We start from the raw sequence: 17,282 nt of genomic DNA on the forward strand, positions 1-17,282 counted from the left end.
ACATGACTCTCCGGAGATTCACACCATGAGCAGCACTCTAAAAGGCAAAGTTGCACTGATCACGGGCGGCACCACCGGCATCGGCCTGGCGTCGGCCCAAGCATTCGTCGATCAGGGCGCCACCGTGTTCATCACAGGTCGGCGCCAGGCGGAACTGGATGCAGCGGTCAACGCCATCGGCCATCACATCACCGGGATCCAGGGCGACGTGTCGAACCTTGCCGATCTGGACCGGATTTTTGAAATCATCAAGGCATCAGCCGGACACCTGGACATCGTGTTTGCCAACGCCGGCGGCGGTGACATGCTGGCACTTGGAGAGATTACCGAAGAGCACTTCGACCGGATTTTCAGCATCAACGTCAAAGGCCTGCTGTTCACCGTGCAGAAATCCCTACCCCTGCTCAAGGATGGCGGCTCGGTGATCCTCACCGCATCCACCACCGCCACCAAAGGCACCGAGAATTTCAGCGTCTACAGCGCCAGCAAAGCCGCGGTGCGCAACTTCGCCCGCTCATGGCTGCTGGATTTGAAAGCCCGCAGGATTCGCGTGAATGTCATCAGCCCCGGCCCGATTCACACCCCAGGCCTGACTGAACTCGCGCCGCCGGATCAGCAGCAGGGCTTGCTGGATTTGCTGACCAGCCAAGTGCCGATCGGCCGTCTCGGAACGCCATCTGAAGTGGGGAAAGCGGCGGTGTTCCTGGCCTCGGATGACAGCAGCTTTATCAACGGGATCGAGCTGTTTGTGGATGGCGGGTTCGCGCAGATCTGATCGCGTCCAACAAAAACGCGGCGCCTTGACGGGCGCCGCGCTTTTTATGGCTGACCGTTAACGCTGCAGGCCTGGGCGGTTCGCTGGCGCATCAATGCCAACAACGCAACGACGGCCAGGACAATCAGCACCGCGCCATAGCCATCGGTCGTCGCCACCAGACCAAAGGCTCGCGTCAGGTTCCCCGCCAGCAACGACGGCAGGCAGAACGCCAGATAGCTGAGCACATAAAACGCCGACATCAACCCGGCCCGCTCGTGAGGCAAGGCCAACGGCACGACACTGCGCAACGCGCCGAGGAAACTGGCGCCGAAACCGCATCCAGCCACCAGCGTCCCGATGAAGAACAGCGGCAGGCTGGCGCTGTGGACCGCCAGTAAAATCAGCACCACGCCCACCGGCAGAATGCTTGCGCCGACCCGCAGGACTTTGTCGGCCGGGCGACTGCGCAACGTGTAGATCATCAATGCGCCGGTGACAGTCAGCGCGGCCACTGTCGCGCCGCCAATCAGATTCGAAGTCGATCCGGTGGCCGTCCGCACAAGGGACGGCGCGAGGGAGGCGTAAAAACCGCCGAGCGCCCACGCCGCGGTGTTAAGCGGCATCACCAGCCACAACACGCGCCGAGCCTGGACCGGCACATGCAGGGTAGGAAGCAACGAAGCCAGCGCCCCCCTTTGCGGACTGACGCTTTCCGGAAGACGCCAAACGTACAACGCCTGCAACCCGAACATCGCGAGCAGCACCCAAAAGGTCAATTGCAGCGGCAGCGGCGCGAACTCGGCCAACAAACCACACCCCATGGCACCCGCCGCCATGCCGAGCAGCGGCGCGACGCTATTGACCAGCGGACCTTGCTGGCGATCAGTGTCGAGCAGCGCGGCACCTAATACCGCCGTGGCCATTCCAGTAGCAAAGCCTTGAAGCACTCGGGCGCTGATCAACCAGGCGACGCTGTCGGCATTGATAAACAGCAGCATGGCCAGCATGTTCAGTGCCACAGCGGTGAAAATCACCGGTTTGCGTCCCAGGTAATCCGAAAGCGAACCGACGGTGAGCAGCGCGGCGAGCAAGCTGATGGCGTACACGCCGAAGATCAGGGTCAGGGTCGCTGCCGAGAATTGCAGGTGTTCCTGATACAAGTGGTACAGCGGCGTTGGTGCAGTGGAAGCGGCGAGAAAACTCAGTAAAGTAATCGCCAGGAACCACAGACTGGAACGGTTTGATATCGAGCTGGACATGCGCACACTCCGCAAAAGCTAATTTGTTGCTTTTGCGGAGTGTGCTACTGGCCTGCGCTTAAAGCAAATTCTTTGTGTTAAGGTCCGCCGTATGGCTATTAAAGAAGGTTTACGCCCCGGCGGTCGAAGCGCCCGGGTGCAAGAGTCGATTCATTCGGCTGTTCGCGATCTGCTCGAAGAGCAGGAACGCTCGACCGTGACCGTGCCGCAAATCGCTGCGCGCGCGGGGGTGACGCCGTCGACCATTTATCGACGCTGGGGCGATTTGTCGGTGTTGCTGGCAGACGTCGCGCTGGCGCGCATGCAACCCGACAGCGAGCCGGCCAATACGGGCAGCCTGCGCGGTGACGTGCGAGCCTGGGCCGAGCAATACCTGGACGAGATGAGTTCCGAGCCTGGCCGCAACATGCTTCGCGACGTGCAATGCAGCACCACACCGGTCTACTGCACGACGATCATTGGCGGGCAGTTGCAGACGATTCTGGATCGTTACCCGGATCAGCCGAAGCCGAGTGTTGATCGGCTGATCAATCTAGTGGCGGCGCCGACGGTGTTTCGCATCCTGTTTTCGGCGGCGCCGTTGGAAGTTGGGGAATTGCATCGGTTGATTGAGATTGCGTTGAGTCAGTGAGGCCGTCTTCGCGGGCAAGCCTCGCTCCCACAGGTTCTGCGTCGTTCACATCCTGTAGGAGCGAGGCTTGCCCGCGAAGAGGCCAGCAAAAACACTAAAAATCCAACTGGCGAACACCCTGCGACACCCCGCCACGCCACGACCTTGGTCGACACTGACTAACCCCGGCCATCGTGCGAGACTGTCTGACCGGGCGGGAGTCCCGGGTGTCTTTTGTCGGGAGTTCCCATGTCGCTGTCCAGCGGGCTGATCGCCGCCGTCGCCTTGGCCTACATGGCCATCATGTTCGCCATCGCCTTTTACGGCGACCGTCGCAGCACACCGTTGCCGCCGCGAGTGCGCGCGTGGGTGTACAGCCTGTCGCTGGCGGTCTATTGCACCAGTTGGACCTTTTTTGGCGCCGTGGGCCAGGCCGCCGAACAGCTCTGGTCTTTCCTGCCGATCTACCTCGGGCCGATCCTGCTGCTGGTGTGCGCGCCGTGGGTCCTGCAAAAAATGGTGATGATCAGCAAACAGGAGAACATCACCTCCATCGCCGACTTCATTGCCGCCCGCTATGGCAAATCCCAATCGCTGGCGGTGGTAGTGGCGTTGATCTGCCTGGTGGGCGTGTTGCCCTACATCGCGCTGCAACTCAAGGGCATCGTCCTCGGGGTGAACCTGCTGATCGGCGCCGGTGCCGACGCCATGGGCACCCGCGCCCAGGACACGGCGCTGATCGTGTCGCTGGTGTTGGCGCTGTTCACCATTGTCTTCGGTACCCGCAACCTCGACGCCACGGAACACCACCGTGGCATGGTGCTGGCGATTGCCTTCGAATCGCTGGTCAAGTTGTTCGCGTTTCTCGCGGTCGGTGCGTTCGTGACCTACGGCCTTTACGACGGATTCGACGACCTGTTCAACCAGGCCATGCTCGCCCCGCGCCTGGAGGAATACTGGAAGGAAACCATCAACTGGCCGTCGATGGTGGTGCAGACCGGCGTGGCGATGATGGCGATCATCTGCCTGCCACGGCAGTTCCACGTGACGGTGGTGGAAAATATCGACCCTCAGGATTTGCGCCTGGCGAAATGGGTATTCCCTGCCTACCTGGCGCTGGCAGCGCTGTTTGTCGTACCCATCGCCCTCGCCGGTCAGATGCTGCTGCCCAGCTCGGTACTGCCGGACTCTTTCGTCATCAGCCTGCCGTTGGCCCAAGCCCACCCGGCCCTGGCGATGCTGGCCTTTATCGGTGGCGCCTCGGCGGCGACCGGCATGGTGATCGTCGCCAGCGTGGCGCTGTCGACCATGGTGTCCAACGACATGTTGCTGCCGTGGCTGCTGCGGCGAAACAACGCTGAGCGACCGTTCGAAGTGTTCCGCCAGTGGATGCTGTCCGTGCGCCGGGTCAGCATCGTGGTGATCCTGTTGCTGGCTTACGTCAGTTATCGCCTGCTTGGCTCCACGGCGAGCCTGGCGACCATCGGCCAGATCGCCTTCGCCGCCGTGACCCAACTGGCCCCGGCCATGCTGGGCGCGTTGTACTGGAAACAGGCCAATCGCCGGGGCGTGTTCGCCGGTCTCGCCGCCGGCACATTCCTCTGGTTCTACACCCTGATTCTGCCAATCGCCGCCCACAGCCTCGGGGTGTCCTTGAACAGTTTCCCGGGGCTGGCCTGGTTGCACAGCAATCCGCTGAACCTGCCGCTCACCCCGCTGACCCAAGGCGTGGTGCTGTCGCTGGCGGCCAACTTCACGCTGTTCGCCTGGGTGTCGGTGCTGTCACGCACAAGGGTGTCGGAGCACTGGCAGGCGGGTCGTTTCATCGGTCAGGAAATCAGCGCGCGCCCCAGCGCCCGCTCGATGCTCGCGGTGCAGATCGGCGACTTGCTGCAACTGGCCGCACGCTTCGTCGGTGAAGAACGGGCGCGACAGAGCTTCATCCGTTTTGCCTACCGCCAAGGCAAAGGCTTCAACCCGAACCAGAACGCCGACAGTGAATGGATCGCCCACACCGAACGCTTGCTGGCCGGTGTACTCGGCGCTTCTTCGACGCGTGCGGTGGTAAAAGCCGCCATCGAAGGTCGGGAAATGCAACTGGAGGATGTAGTCCGCATCGCCGACGAAGCCTCGGAAGTGCTGCAGTTCAACCGCGCCCTGTTGCAAGGCGCTATCGAAAACATCACCCAGGGCATCAGCGTGGTCGACCAGTCGCTGAAACTGGTGGCCTGGAATCGACGCTATCTGGAGCTGTTCAATTACCCGGACGGGCTGATCAGGCTTGGCCGCCCGATTGCCGACATCATTCGCTACAACGCCGAGCGCGGATTGTGCGGCCCCGGTGAAGCCGAGGTGCACGTCGCCCGCCGCCTGCACTGGATGCGTCAGGGCCGCGCCCACACCTCTGAAAGACTGTTCCCCAACGGGCGTGTGATCGAACTGATCGGCAACCCGATGCCCGGCGGCGGTTTCGTCATGAGTTTCACGGACATCACCGCGTTCCGCGAGGCCGAGCAGGCGCTGACCGAAGCCAACGAAGGCCTGGAGCAGCGGGTCACCGCGCGGACCCATGAACTGTCCCAACTCAACGTGGCCTTGACCGAAGCCAAGGGCACCGCCGAATCGGCCAACCAGTCGAAAACCCGCTTTCTGGCGGCGGTCAGCCATGACTTGATGCAACCGCTGAATGCCGCACGCCTGTTCTCCGCCGCCCTCTCCCATCAAGACGATAGCCTGTCCAGCGAGGCGCAGAAACTGGTGCATCACCTCGACAGTTCGTTGCGCTCGGCCGAGGACCTGATCAGCGATCTGCTGGACATTTCCCGCCTGGAGAACGGCAAGATCAACCCGGACCTCAAACCCTTCGTGCTCAACGAGTTGTTCGATGCACTCGGTGCCGAGTTCAAGGCACTGGCCCAGGAACAAGGGCTGAAATTCCGTGTTCGAGGCAGCGCATTACGAATCGACAGCGACATCAAACTGCTGCGGCGGATCCTGCAGAACTTCCTGACCAACGCGTTCCGCTACGCCAAGGGACCCGTGCTGCTCGGCGTCCGGCGGCGCAAGGGCGAGTTGTGCCTGGAGGTGTGGGACCGTGGACCGGGAATCCCTGAAGACAAACAGCAGGTGATTTTCGAAGAATTCAAACGCCTCGACAGCCACCAGACGCGCGCCGAGAAAGGCCTGGGGCTGGGGCTGGCGATTGCCGATGGGCTGTGTCGCGTGCTGGGTCACACCTTGCGCGTAAGGTCCTGGCCGGGGCGCGGTAGCGTGTTCAGCGTCAGCGTGCCGCTGGCGCGGGCACAAACCGTCGCGCCGACCCAAGTCAGCGAGCTCAATGGCCATGTGTTGAGCGGCGCGCAGGTGCTGTGTATCGATAACGAAGACAGCATCCTGATCGGCATGAACAGCCTGCTGACACGCTGGGGTTGCCAGGTCTGGACCGCACGCAACCGCGACGAATGCGCAGCGCTGCTGAAGGACGGTGTACGCCCGCAATTGGCGCTGGTGGATTACCACCTGGACCATGGCGAGACCGGGACCGAGTTGATGGCGTGGCTGCGCACCCAGCTTGGCGAGCCGGTGCCGGGGGTGGTGATCAGTGCCGATGGCCGACCGGAGACGGTGGCCCAGGTGCATGCGGCGGGCCTTGAGTACTTGGCCAAACCGGTGAAACCGGCGGCGTTGCGGGCGTTGTTGAGTCGGCATTTGCCGTTGTAGCGCAGGAGGGTTCAACACACATCAATGTGGCGAGGGGGCTTGCCCCCGTTGGGCTGCGCAGCGGCCCCAGAACCCTTAACGCGATTCCTTCAGGTAATAACGCGCGGCCTGATTGACGGCTGCTGCGCAGCCGAACGGGGTGATGCGGCATTCCGACAAGCCCCCTCGCCACAAAGTCCAGGTGGTGCCTTGTTTATTCAGGTAACTCGGCGAGGCCATCGACATCGGTCATCGCCCGCTCCAACAGATCAGCCGGCAAGCTCTTGCTGGCTCGCGCACCCAGCAACTTCAACTGCTCACTGCGACTGACCAGGTTGCCGCGCCCTTCTGTCAGCTTGTTGCGTGCTGAACTGTAGGCTTTGTCCAGTTGCTGCAAGCGATTGCCGACTTCATCCAGATCCTGGATGAACAACACGAACTTGTCGTACAGCCACCCGGCGCGCTCGGCGATTTCCCGGGCGTTCTGGCTCTGGCGCTCTTGCTTCCACAGGCTGTCGATAACCCGCAGAGTCGCCAGCAATGTGGTCGGGCTGACGATGACGATGTTGCGGTCGAAGGCTTCCTGGAACAGTGTCGGCTCAGCCTGCAACGCAGCGGAGAACGCCGCTTCGATCGGCACGAAGAGCAACACGAAATCCAGACTGTGCAAGCCGTCGAGTCGCTTGTAATCCTTGCCTGACAGGCCTTTGACGTGATTGCGCAGCGACAGCACGTGCTGCTTGATGGCGATCTGGCCGATGGCATCGTCTTCAGCCGCCACGTATTGCTGATAGGCCGTGAGGCTGACTTTGGAGTCGACCACCACCTGCTTGTCGCCCGGCAGATAAATGATCACGTCCGGCTGAAAACGCTCACCGTCCGGCCCTTTGAGATTGACCTGGGTCTGGTACTCGCGGCCCTTCTCCAGCCCGGCATGTTCAAGCACGCGCTCAAGAATCAACTCGCCCCAGTTGCCCTGGGTTTTCTGCCCTTTCAACGCACGGGTGAGGTTGGTGGCTTCGTCGCTCAGGCGCAGGTTCAGCTGCTGCAGGCGTTCTAGCTCTTTGGCCAGGGAAAACCGTTCGCGGGCTTCGGCCTGATAGCTTTCCTCAACGCGCTTTTCGAAAGACTGAATGCGTTCTTTCAAAGGATCGAGCAACTGGCCCAGGCGCTGCTGGCTGGTTTCGGCGAAACGCTGCTCGCGCTCGTCGAAGATCTTGCCTGCCAGTTCGGCGAACTGTGCTCGCAGTTCGTCTCGTGAGCCTTGCAGGTCGTTGAGGCGCTTTTGATGACTGTCCTGCTGCTCACGCAGTTCAGCGGTGAGCGAGGCCGCCCGGGCGTCCAGGCGTCGCAGCTCGGCGTCTTTGCCGGCCCGTTCGATGTTCCAGGCGTGAGACGCGTCGCGGGCATCGTCGCGCTCTATCTGTAGCAGTTCGATTTCACGGCGCATGGCGGCGAGTTCTGCTTGCTTGGCGGCGTTGGCCTGGCTCAGATCACCGATTTCATCGCGGCAGGCTTCGAGCTGAGCGTTCAAGCCGTCCTGCGCCAGTTGCGACATGGCCAGACGCTCTTCCAGCAACGCCACCTCGGCCTGCCCTGCGCTCGCCCGGCGCTGGATTTGCCAGGCCAGTACCAGCAAGGGCAGTGCAGCGCCCGCCAGACCCAGCAAAATGCTGGTCAAGTCCATAGCCATAGCGACTCCTGCCGATGAGATAAAGCTTGAAGGGTAACGAAGGCGTCAGAACTTGGACAGCTCAGTCTTCGACCAGACCCAGTTCCTGAAGGGCGCGCCGATCCCCTGCTCGTGCGGCTTGGCGCAGCAGGTCCTGGCCAATGCGGCGATCCCGGGCATTGCCGCATTCGCGGCACATCAGCTGGCCGAGACGACTTTGCGCAGCCACGACACCTTCACGGGCAGGCTGTTTGAGCAAACGCCCGGCGAAGTGTTTGACGTTGGTGTTTTCGCCAAGGCGCGGGCTGTCCAGCAACCACTCCGCCACTCGCATCGAAAGGCGTTTGGGAGGGGTAACACCGGAAGGTGTGGAAGTGGCAGCAACTGATACGGAGCGAAACTTCATAAAGCACTGTGGGGCAGATCGGAAGGCGCGCCACTCTACTCTTTTTTTCTTACAGGTAAAGCCTAAAAAACCCGGCACGCCCGTCCTAGAGCAAGCGCTCGGGACAATCCACAGAAGCTGTGGATAACTCAGTGGACAACCGCCCTTGAACTCTCGCAAAGCCCTGTGGAACGGGGCTCGCAGTCAAACTGACGATTTTTTCACCAGTAAAAAAAAGCGATGTTTTTCATTGACTTAAATTTTCAATACAGGCACCCACTGTGGTCGGGGCGCGGATGACAGTCCGGTTACAGTCTGCGCAACTTATGTGCACAAGTACCTTCGCGGCAGTTATATCGATGCACTTTTTCGGAGCGATTTGTGGAGGGTTTCTGGGGATAACCTTGGTAAACCCTTGTCCCAGGCTTATGCCGGAGCGACTACCAGTGGTCGGAAATTGGCCCATTGCGCAGCGAGATTGCGGGGCTTCGGAATTATTTTGCTTTCGCGCTTCCCTTCACCGACTCGATCCGTTAGTATCCGCGGCGTTAGTACCAAGCTGAAAGTCAATTCTGGTCGAACAAATCCTCCCGGTCAGCCTTCCCAAAGGAAGCTTCTACCGAACAAGCGGGATCGACCACCTCGATGGTTTCCAGGTAAACCTTGCGCCAACACAGCCTTTGAATCGAAAGCAAAGGGTGTTGCGAAGCTCACTTACTCTGACCGAACCAGCCTGCAAATTGATCAGGATCTTCACCCCGGGCCCAGAACCTTTGCCCTTGATGTGTTGCCTGCCCTCCTAAGTACCTACCTGCCAGCCCAAGCGCGCCAATTATCAGCGCTTCAAACTGGCTGCTTTGTTCCAGTCGGGTTCTTCGTTCGACCAATGGTGGTCGTCGTCACTGGAACGTTTTAATTTTGCACGGCTCTTATCCGTGTCGCTTGTAGGAACACCCATTTAATGACTACTCAAATCCACACCCAGGATGCCATTCGCACCCTAACCAACGCTTTTGCACCAATGAATTGCCTGATCATGGCCGCTCGCAAAGGCTGCTTCAGCTTCACTCTGGTCAACGAACACGGCATCGCTCGTCACAGCGAACGCCTCTACCCCGATCAATACTCCAGCGCAGAACCGCTGCAGGCAGTGATCGAGCGTACCCGTCAGGCACTGGTTGCCTGATACGCCAGAAAGACTGAAAACCTCAAAAGCCCTGCTCAAAAAGCGGGGCTTTTTATTGCCTGTTATTTCCCCTCAGGCAGCCTGCGGCTAAGCACTAACCGATATAACGGTTATAACTCGAAGCCGGAAATATTTTAAAAACAGTCCTTTACAGCGCGAATATGACACTACACTTCAACTCAAGCGGCTTGTTCCGCTTCCGGCGAGCCTGATTCGATTCACCAGCTGCCAACGCTTCCTTCAGGTATCGCCGACCACTTAATGTTCCGAGGGCTTTATGGGTATCGCTGCCAGCGAACTGTGCCGTTATGTGATCCGCCCTACTTTGATTTACCTGGGGCGCCATAGCGCAACTGCCGAATCCCTTCTGCTGGGTATCGCCGCCAGCCAGTCTGCCCTTGGTTCCGCCCTGCATGACCGCCGTGGACACGGCCTGTACCGGATTGCCGAACCCCGCCACCAGGCTCTCTGGGATCACTATCTGGCATTGGACCCGGAGCGCGCGAGCCTTGTGCGCGGCCTCGCCAGTCAGCATGCCTTTCTCAGCGGGCCCCACCTGGAATTGACCGTCAACCTGCGTTATGCCACTGCCATCGCCTGGCTGCTGGTAGAAGAACAGAACACTCCCCTCCCCGCCGCAGATGACTTGTTGGGTATGGCCCGAATCTGGCGCCAGACTTTTCAACCTCAAGGCCGCCTGCGCGACTTTACCTGCGCATGGCAAACCTGTGTTTCACCACTGAATCAGGTCGCCTGCTGACCCACCGGTTTCCAAAGATCCTCTAACGGGTCGCGAATCTGGTCGGATTGTCCTACAAAACCGCTCTAACTCAAGCCATACAGCCTATAGCGCTGGGACGAAAATGTTGGTAATTTTCGCCCCGGTGATCACCAGGAGTTCTAATAATGAAAAAAGTAATGCTCAAAACCACCATTAGCCTCGCCGTTGCCATGGCATCCACCCAGATCTTTGCAAGTGGCTTTGCCCTCAACGAACAAAGCATCAGCGGGATGGGAACAGGTTTTGCCGGGCGATCTTCCTCTGCCGACGACGCATCTACCATTGCTGGCAACCCTGCCGGCATGTCTCGCCTCAAGCGCGAACAAGTGACTGGTGGTGTCGCATTCATCGACGCACACACTGACATCAGTGACGCCAGCTCCAGTCCGAATGGCGGTACCAACAAAGGTGACATGGTCCCTTTCATGGGCGTGCCGATGGGCTACTACGTCAAGCCAATCGATGACCATTGGGCAGTCGGTTTCGGCGTCTACGCTCCATTCGGCCTGGTGACCGACTACGAGAACGGCTTTGCCGGCCGTTACTTCGGCAGCAAGAGCGAAGTCAAGATCGTCACCCTGCAACCGACTGTCAGCTACGCCTTCAACGACAAGGTTTCCATCGGCTTCGGTCCGACCATCAACCGCATCGACGGCACCCTGGAATCGAACCTGTCGATCACCCAGGCCGCGCCGGATGGCAAGGTCAAGATCGAAGGTGACGACACTGCGCTGGGCTACAACATCGGCGTGTTGGTACAGGCCACCGACAGCACCCGCGTCGGCCTGACCTACCACTCGAAAGTGAAGTACAAGCTCGAGGGCAACACCAAGGTCGACTACAACGTGCTGGGCCTGATCGGTCAGAACCCAAGCCAGAAGTACGACGCCTCGCTGGACCTGACCACGCCTGAATCGGTGGACTTCTCGGTCACTCATCAGCTGGACGACCAGTGGACCCTCTACGCAGGCAGCACCTGGACTCGCTGGAGCCGCCTGAAAGAAATCACGGTCGATAACAAAGGTGTTCCAGCCGTCTTGAACGGTCAGTTCGGCACCATCACCGAAGATCAGAACTGGCACGACACCTGGGCTCACGCCATCGGCGCGTCCTACCAGCTGAACAAGCAATGGGTATTGCGTACCGGTCTGTCCGTCGACCAGGCGCCGACCAACAACACCGACCGTTCCCCACGCATTCCGACGGGCGATCGCAAGATTTTCAGCCTGGGCGCTGGCTGGAGCCCGACCGACGACCTGACCATCGACGTCGCGTACTCGTACCTGCGTGAAGAGTCGGTCAAAGTCGACAACAGCAACAACCGTGGCCAGAACTACAACGCCAAGTATGAAAACTATGCAAACGGTTTCGGTGTTGGTGCGACTTACCGCTTCTGATGAAGCTCGGCGCGCCTGAAACGCTCGCCACCGGAATCAAAAAAGCCCCGCGCTCTTGTACAGAGGCGGGGCTTTTTAGTCGGCGTCAATCAGGGTTGCGAGGCCAGGGCTTTTTCCACCGCCTCGATGAACTCGGGATCGTCGGGCTTGGTCAGGCTGGAGAAGCTGGCAATTACCTTGCCCTTGCGATCCACCACGTATTTGTAGAAATTCCACTTCGGCGCGCTGGACTGTTTGGCGAGGACTTTGAACAGGTGAGTCGCGCCGTCGCCGCGGACTTTTTGCGGCTCGGTCATGGTGAAGGTCACGCCGTAGTTCACGTAGCAGACCTTGGCGGTCTCAGCGCCGTCCTTGGACTCCTGCTTGAAGTCATTGGACGGAACGCCGATCACCTCCAGCCCCTGGTCCTTGTAGCGCTGATTCAGCGCCTCAAGGCTTTTGAACTGCGGAGCGAAGCCACAGAAGCTTGCGGTATTGACCACCACCAGCGGTTTACCCTCAAACCGTTGGCACAGGTCGATGGATTCCTTGGCGCGCAGCTTGGGCAACGAGCCCTGCAACAGTTCCGAGCACTCGGCCGCCTGTGCCAATCCGGTAAACGCCATCAGCAACGCGGGGACTGCAATCCAGCGCATCAGCATGTCGGTGCATCCTTGTTCAATGGTCACAAACGAAGTTACTCGCCCTCGCCTGTTCCTAGCAAGCGCCCATGCCCAACTGCATCAGCGCCAATCCGCCCTGATGCCAGCCCCACCAGGCCAAGGCCAGCAGCAAGGCGCCGACAGCGACCACCGCCATTCGCGGCAAGAGACGGTTCATATCGCACTCAACCGGGTTTGCAGGCGCGCCACCGGCTGCTCACGCACCGGCCAGTTCAGGGCGGCGGCCAACAGACTCAACAGTATTGCCACTTGCCAGATCAAGTCATAACTCCCGGTTCGGTCATACACCACGCCACCCAGCCAGCCGCCAAGGAACGAACCGAGCTGGTGGAAGAGGAAAACAATCCCACCGAGCATGGACAGATTTCGCACACCGAACAAGGTCGCCACCGTGCCGTTGGTCAACGGCACGGTGGATAACCACAGTAAGCCCATGGCCATGCCGAACAGGTAGGCGGTGGTCGTGGTGACCGGTGCCCAGAGAAACAACGTAATCACCACCGCCCGCAACAGGTACAAACCGGTCAGCAAGCGCGGTTTGGACATGCGACCGCCGAGCCATCCTGCGGTGTACGTGCCGAAAATATTGAACAGCCCGATCAGCGCCAGCACCGTGGTGCCCACTGTGGCTGGAAGATGCTGATCCACCAGATACGCCGGCAAATGCACGCCGATGAACACCACCTGGAAACCGCAGACAAAAAAGCCGAACGCCAACAGCCAGAACCCCGAATGGGAGCAGGCTTCACGCAGCGCTTCAGAGAGGGTTTGTTCATGGCCGAGCATTGGCAGCGGTTTGTCCTTGAGCATGCTCACCAACGGGATAATCAGCGCCACCAGCAGACCCAGCACCAGCAATGCCGCAGACCAGCCGAGCCAGCCAATCAACCCCAGCGTACCCGGCAACATGGCGAACTGACCAAACGAACCGGCGGCGCTGGCGATGCCCATGCCCATGCTGCGTTTCTCCGGCGGCACGGCACGACCGACCACGCCGAGGATCACCGAGAACGACGTGCCCGACAGGCCGATGCCGATCAACAGGCCCGCACTCAGGGACAACGTTACCGCCGAGTCGGACAAGCCCATGAACACCAGGCCCAATGCGTACAGAACACCACCGACCAACACCACTTTCGCCGCGCCAAAGCGGTCAGCCAGCGCGCCGGTGAATGGCTGCGCCAGGCCCCAGATCAGGTTCTGCAGAGCGATGGCAAAAGCGAACGTCTCACGCCCCCAGCCGAATTCGGCACTCATCGGTGCCAGGAACAGGCCGAAGCCGTGTCGCACGCCCAACGACAATGCCAGGATCAGCGCACTCCCCACCAACACCCAACCGCATGTACGCCACATCGAGGTCATTCTTATTCTCCGGTAGCGGGTATATACCCGCTTAAGATCGGAAAACCGGCATCACGCCAGTTCGTCCAGCAGTCGCAACAAGGTTTCGCGTTTTTCGGCGCCCAGACGATCGATCAGCCGCTGCTGCGCCGCTTCCCAGGCAGGCAAGGCCGCTGCCAGGCGATCTGCACCCGCCGCGGTCAGGCGAACGATGCGATTACGCATGTCCTCGCCCTCGACCAGCGCCACCAGGCCTTCGCCCTCCAGCACTCGAAGATTGCGCCCCAAGGTGCTGCGGTCCAGGCCCATGGCTTCGGCCAGGGTGGAAATACTCGGCTCATTCAGACGCTGCAGATTGCACAGCAAAGAATACTGGGCAACGTTGATCCCGAAGCCGTCGAGAGCGCCGTCGTAATGCCTGCTGACGCCACGAGCGGCGCGACGCAGGTTGATGCATAAACATTGAGAGTCGAGCATGGTGCGTGTATATACCCGCGGTTAAATGAAAGCAAATTTTTGACACATATTACCGTAGGAGCGAGGCTTGCCCGCGAAGAAGATAATGCGGTTTGGCAGACAAACCGCGTCGCGCCCTTCGCGGGCAAGTCGGATCGCCGCCCGCTCGCTCCTACAGGATCAGGGCAACGCCCACCAGCACCGCCACCTCCAACAACTCCAGCAACGCCCCGGCCGTATCCCCCGTCGTCCCGCCCAATCGCCGCAACATTACCTGCCGCAACCAGACGAACATCCCGCCCGCCAGAACGAGCGCCCAGACACCGCTGAACCCTGCGATCAGCACACATGCCAACCCACTGACCGCCAACACTTGCTTACCCGCTGAACGCGGCAAATGATCGGCCAGCGCCTGGCCCAACCCGCCGGCACGCACATACGGCGTGGTCAGGAACAACCCCAGCATCGCGCTACGACCAATCAGCGGAACGATGATCAGCAAAACATTGTGCTGCTGCTCGATCAACGCCAGCAACGCGGCGAATTTGAGCAGCAACACCAGCACCAGCGTCACCACCGCAATCGGCCCGCTGCGCGGGTCTTTCATGATGGTCAGCGTGCGCTCGCGATCGCCGAAGCCACCGAGCCACGCATCGGCGCTATCGGCCAGGCCGTCCAGGTGCAATCCGCCGCTGAGCAATACCCAAGCGGTCAGCAGCAGCGCGGCGTGAAGCAACAAAGGCGTGCCCAGTAACAGCCAGTTCAGCGCCCACAAAATGGCGCCGAACAGCAGCCCGACCAACGGATAAAACAGCAGCGAACGTCCGAGTTCCTGAGGTGCCGGCATGCCGGGCAGGCGAATCGGCAAACTGCTGAGAAATTGCAGGGCGATCCAGAAGGGCAACATGGTCAGATCGCTTCCTTGAGAATGACGCCTGACTCGACGCTCAACGAAAACAGCGAGCCATGGCCGACTTCGACATTCAACAACTGCTCACGGGGCAAAGCCCGGGCCTGCGCCAGCAACAAACGCATGACACCGCCATGGCTGATCAGCAAGATCCGCTCACCCGCATACGCCGCGTGCAGTCGCGCCACCGCCGCCAGCACCCGCGCTGAGAAATCCCCGACCGGCTCACCCTCCGGCGGCGTAAAGGAATACGGATCGGCCCAGAACAGGCCCAACCCTGCGGCGTCAGTCTCCATCAACGCCGCAGCACTCTGCCCTTCCCAGGCGCCGAAGTGCAGTTCTTGCAGATCGTTTTCGAGGTGCACGGGCAGCCCCAACTGTGCACCGAGTTCATCCGCAAACCGCGCACAACGTTGCAGCGGTGAACTGATCAACCGATCCCACGGCCCCTGCTCAACCACCGCCGCGCGCATCTGCTCCCAGCCCTTGCCGGTCAGCGCATCGTCGAGGCTGCCGCGCAAACCGCCACCGAGTTCGGTTTCACCGTGGCGCAGAAGATCCAGTCGCAACGTCATGCCGGACGGTCCGCCACCGCCGCTTCGGCGAAGGTTGCCATCTGCCCGTGAAGATCGCAGGCCAGACGCAGCAACGGCACGGCCAACGCGGCGCCACTGCCCTCGCCCAGACGAAGACCGAGGTCCAGCAGGGGTTCGGCGTTCAGTGTTTCCAGCACATGACGATGGCCCGGCTCGGCACCGCGATGGCCGAACAACAACCACTGACGGCATTCAGGATTCAAGCGCACCGCCACCAACGCGGCGACGCTGCAGATAAAGCCGTCCACCAGCACCGCAACGCCTTCCTGGGCACACGCCAGATACGCGCCGACCAGCGCCGCAATTTCAAACCCGCCGAGGTTGAACAGGGTTTGCAACGCATCACCGCGCTGAGCGCCGTGCAATGCCAAGGCGCGTTCAATGACTTGGGCTTTGTGGCTGACCCCCGCCGCGTTCAAACCGGTGCCGGGCCCGGCCAGATGCACCACCGGGCAATCGAGCAAGGCACAGGCCAGCGCGCTGGCCGCCGTGGTGTTGCCGATGCCCATCTCGCCGCCGATAAACAACTGCGCACCTTTGGCGACCGCACGCTGCACGCTGTCGCGACCGGCCTGCAAGGCGAGTTCGCCCTGGGCAGCCGTCATGGCCGGGCCTTCGACGAAATTGGCGGTGCCCGCGCCGATGTTGAGATGACGCACGCCCGGCAGGTTCAACGACGGCGTTACCGTGCCGAGGTCGACCACTTCGAGGGAAGCCCCGAGCTGACGCGCCAACACGCTGATCGCCGCACCACCGCTGACGAAGTTGTGCAGCATCTGCCCGGTGACTTCCTGAGGGAACGCCGACACGCCTTCTGCAACCACACCATGATCGCCGGCAAAAATGGCGATCCACAGCTGATCGAGACTCGGTTTGACCTGCCCTTGCAGCCCCGCCAATTGCACGGCCACCGATTCCAGTCGGCCGAGGGATCCGGCAGGCTTGGTCAGCTGCTGTTGACGTGCCTGCGCCTGCTCGACGGCTTGCGCGTCGATCGGCTTGCACGGGTTCAGCCACCAGGATTGGGTCATAACGCGGTTCCTTTCAAAGTCAGGGGCAGGCCGGCGACGGTCAGGACGACACGTTGGCAGCGCTCGGCCAGGGCTTGATGCAGCCAACCGGCCTCATCGACATAGCGGCGAGTCAATTCGCCCAGCGGCACGACACCCATTCCGGTTTCGTTGCTGACAAAAATGATTTCACCCGGCAATGACGCCAGGCAGTCCAGCAGGGCTTCGCGTTCTGCGTTCAGACGTTCGGCATCGTCGAGCATCAGCAGATTGGTGATCCACAGGGTCAGGCAATCCACCAGCAGGCAACGCTCGGCGCGGGCGCTTTCGCGCAATACACGGGCGAGTTCGATCGGCTCTTCGATCAACGCCCATTCAGCCGGACGACGGGCGCGGTGATGGGCGACCCGTTCGTTCATTTCACCGTCCAGCGGTTGGCTGGTGGCGATGTAGGTGACCTGAAGCTGGCTATCTGTCGCGAGTTTTTCAGCGAGGCGACTTTTGCCGGAGCGGGCGCCGCCGAGGATCAGTTGCAGCATGGTTCATTCCTTAAATATGCGG

At 60.8% G+C, this 17,282-nt stretch carries 17 protein-coding genes; 6 read left to right on the top strand and 11 right to left on the bottom strand.

What is annotated here, in order from left to right; all coding sequences use genetic code 11:
- The first annotated feature begins 25 nt into the window (after positions 1-25).
- Positions 26-775 carry an SDR family NAD(P)-dependent oxidoreductase gene (locus ACIQV9_RS10785; RefSeq protein WP_403100944.1) on the top strand — a complete coding sequence of 250 codons (750 nt, stop codon included), beginning with the start codon at positions 26-28 and terminating at the stop codon, positions 773-775.
- 44 nt (positions 776-819) lie between these two features.
- Here ACIQV9_RS10785 and ACIQV9_RS10790 read toward each other — a convergent pair whose 3' ends face one another.
- Positions 820-2,016 carry an MFS transporter gene (locus ACIQV9_RS10790; protein WP_403100946.1) on the bottom strand — a complete coding sequence of 399 codons (1,197 nt, stop codon included), beginning with the start codon at positions 2,014-2,016 and terminating at the stop codon, positions 820-822.
- Positions 2,017-2,107: 91 nt separating this feature from the next.
- Between ACIQV9_RS10790 and ACIQV9_RS10795 the strand changes: the two genes are divergently transcribed.
- Both ACIQV9_RS10795 and ACIQV9_RS10800 read left to right on the top strand, forming a co-directional pair.
- The gene (locus tag ACIQV9_RS10795; protein WP_403100948.1) at positions 2,108-2,647 is read left to right on the top strand and encodes a TetR/AcrR family transcriptional regulator; all 540 of its coding nucleotides are present in this window, start codon (positions 2,108-2,110) and stop codon (positions 2,645-2,647) included.
- Positions 2,648-2,875: 228 nt separating this feature from the next.
- Positions 2,876-6,346, top strand: a complete 3,471-nt coding sequence (locus ACIQV9_RS10800) for a NahK/ErcS family hybrid sensor histidine kinase/response regulator (protein WP_403100951.1) — start codon at positions 2,876-2,878, stop codon at positions 6,344-6,346.
- Positions 6,347-6,539: 193 nt separating this feature from the next.
- Here the strand turns inward: ACIQV9_RS10800 and rmuC are convergent, their stop codons facing one another.
- Positions 6,540-7,904, bottom strand: coding sequence for a DNA recombination protein RmuC (gene rmuC, locus ACIQV9_RS10805; protein WP_403101038.1), 1,365 nt, complete (start codon positions 7,902-7,904; stop codon positions 6,540-6,542).
- Positions 7,905-8,079: 175 nt separating this feature from the next.
- Entirely contained in the window at positions 8,080-8,403 is a 324-nt protein-coding gene (locus tag ACIQV9_RS10810) for a sel1 repeat family protein (protein WP_403100953.1), read from the bottom strand.
- 940 nt (positions 8,404-9,343) lie between these two features.
- Between ACIQV9_RS10810 and ACIQV9_RS10815 the strand changes: the two genes are divergently transcribed.
- The 3 genes from ACIQV9_RS10815 (at position 9,344) to ACIQV9_RS10825 (ending at position 11,746) form a co-directional block, all read left to right on the top strand.
- Positions 9,344-9,568, top strand: coding sequence for a hypothetical protein (locus ACIQV9_RS10815; protein WP_008031832.1), 225 nt, complete (start codon positions 9,344-9,346; stop codon positions 9,566-9,568).
- A 277-nt stretch (positions 9,569-9,845) separates the two neighbouring features.
- Positions 9,846-10,328: a hypothetical protein gene (locus ACIQV9_RS10820; RefSeq protein WP_046032924.1), complete on the top strand. Its 483-nt coding sequence runs from the start codon at positions 9,846-9,848 to the stop codon at positions 10,326-10,328.
- A gap of 146 nt (positions 10,329-10,474) precedes the next feature.
- A complete protein-coding gene (locus ACIQV9_RS10825; protein ID WP_403100956.1) occupies positions 10,475-11,746 on the top strand; it encodes an OmpP1/FadL family transporter in 1,272 nt (423 codons plus the stop codon).
- A gap of 89 nt (positions 11,747-11,835) precedes the next feature.
- On the opposite strand, the gene ACIQV9_RS10830 is transcribed toward ACIQV9_RS10825, so the two are convergent.
- The 8 genes from ACIQV9_RS10830 to cobU form a co-directional block, all read right to left on the bottom strand.
- Positions 11,836-12,387, bottom strand: a complete 552-nt coding sequence (locus ACIQV9_RS10830; protein ID WP_403100958.1) for a glutathione peroxidase — start codon at positions 12,385-12,387, stop codon at positions 11,836-11,838.
- A gap of 55 nt (positions 12,388-12,442) precedes the next feature.
- Positions 12,443-12,565, bottom strand: a complete 123-nt coding sequence (locus tag ACIQV9_RS10835) for a hypothetical protein (protein WP_403100960.1) — start codon at positions 12,563-12,565, stop codon at positions 12,443-12,445.
- A complete protein-coding gene (locus ACIQV9_RS10840; protein WP_403100962.1) occupies positions 12,562-13,770 on the bottom strand; it encodes an MFS transporter in 1,209 nt (402 codons plus the stop codon). Before ACIQV9_RS10840 ends, ACIQV9_RS10835 begins: the two co-directional genes overlap by 4 nt.
- A 51-nt stretch (positions 13,771-13,821) precedes the next feature.
- Entirely contained in the window at positions 13,822-14,226 is a 405-nt protein-coding gene (locus tag ACIQV9_RS10845) for a MarR family winged helix-turn-helix transcriptional regulator (RefSeq protein ID WP_403100964.1), read from the bottom strand.
- Between the two features lie 151 nt (positions 14,227-14,377).
- Positions 14,378-15,112 carry an adenosylcobinamide-GDP ribazoletransferase gene (locus tag ACIQV9_RS10850; protein ID WP_403100966.1) on the bottom strand — a complete coding sequence of 245 codons (735 nt, stop codon included), beginning with the start codon at positions 15,110-15,112 and terminating at the stop codon, positions 14,378-14,380.
- A gap of 2 nt (positions 15,113-15,114) precedes the next feature.
- A complete protein-coding gene (gene cobC, locus ACIQV9_RS10855) occupies positions 15,115-15,690 on the bottom strand; it encodes an alpha-ribazole phosphatase family protein (RefSeq protein ID WP_403100967.1) in 576 nt (191 codons plus the stop codon).
- Positions 15,687-16,742, bottom strand: coding sequence for a nicotinate-nucleotide--dimethylbenzimidazole phosphoribosyltransferase (cobT, locus tag ACIQV9_RS10860; RefSeq protein ID WP_403100969.1), 1,056 nt, complete (start codon positions 16,740-16,742; stop codon positions 15,687-15,689). The genes cobC and cobT overlap by 4 nt, the downstream gene beginning before the upstream one ends.
- Positions 16,739-17,260 (bottom strand): bifunctional adenosylcobinamide kinase/adenosylcobinamide-phosphate guanylyltransferase, encoded by a 522-nt coding sequence (gene cobU, locus ACIQV9_RS10865; protein WP_403100971.1) that lies wholly within the window; start codon positions 17,258-17,260, stop codon positions 16,739-16,741. The genes cobT and cobU overlap by 4 nt, the downstream gene beginning before the upstream one ends.
- Between the last annotated feature and the right edge of the window lie 22 nt (positions 17,261-17,282).

The sequence above is a fragment of the Pseudomonas sp. NPDC099000 genome, from assembly GCF_044759925.1.
In the GTDB taxonomy this organism is placed as follows: Bacteria; Pseudomonadota; Gammaproteobacteria; order Pseudomonadales; family Pseudomonadaceae; genus Aquipseudomonas.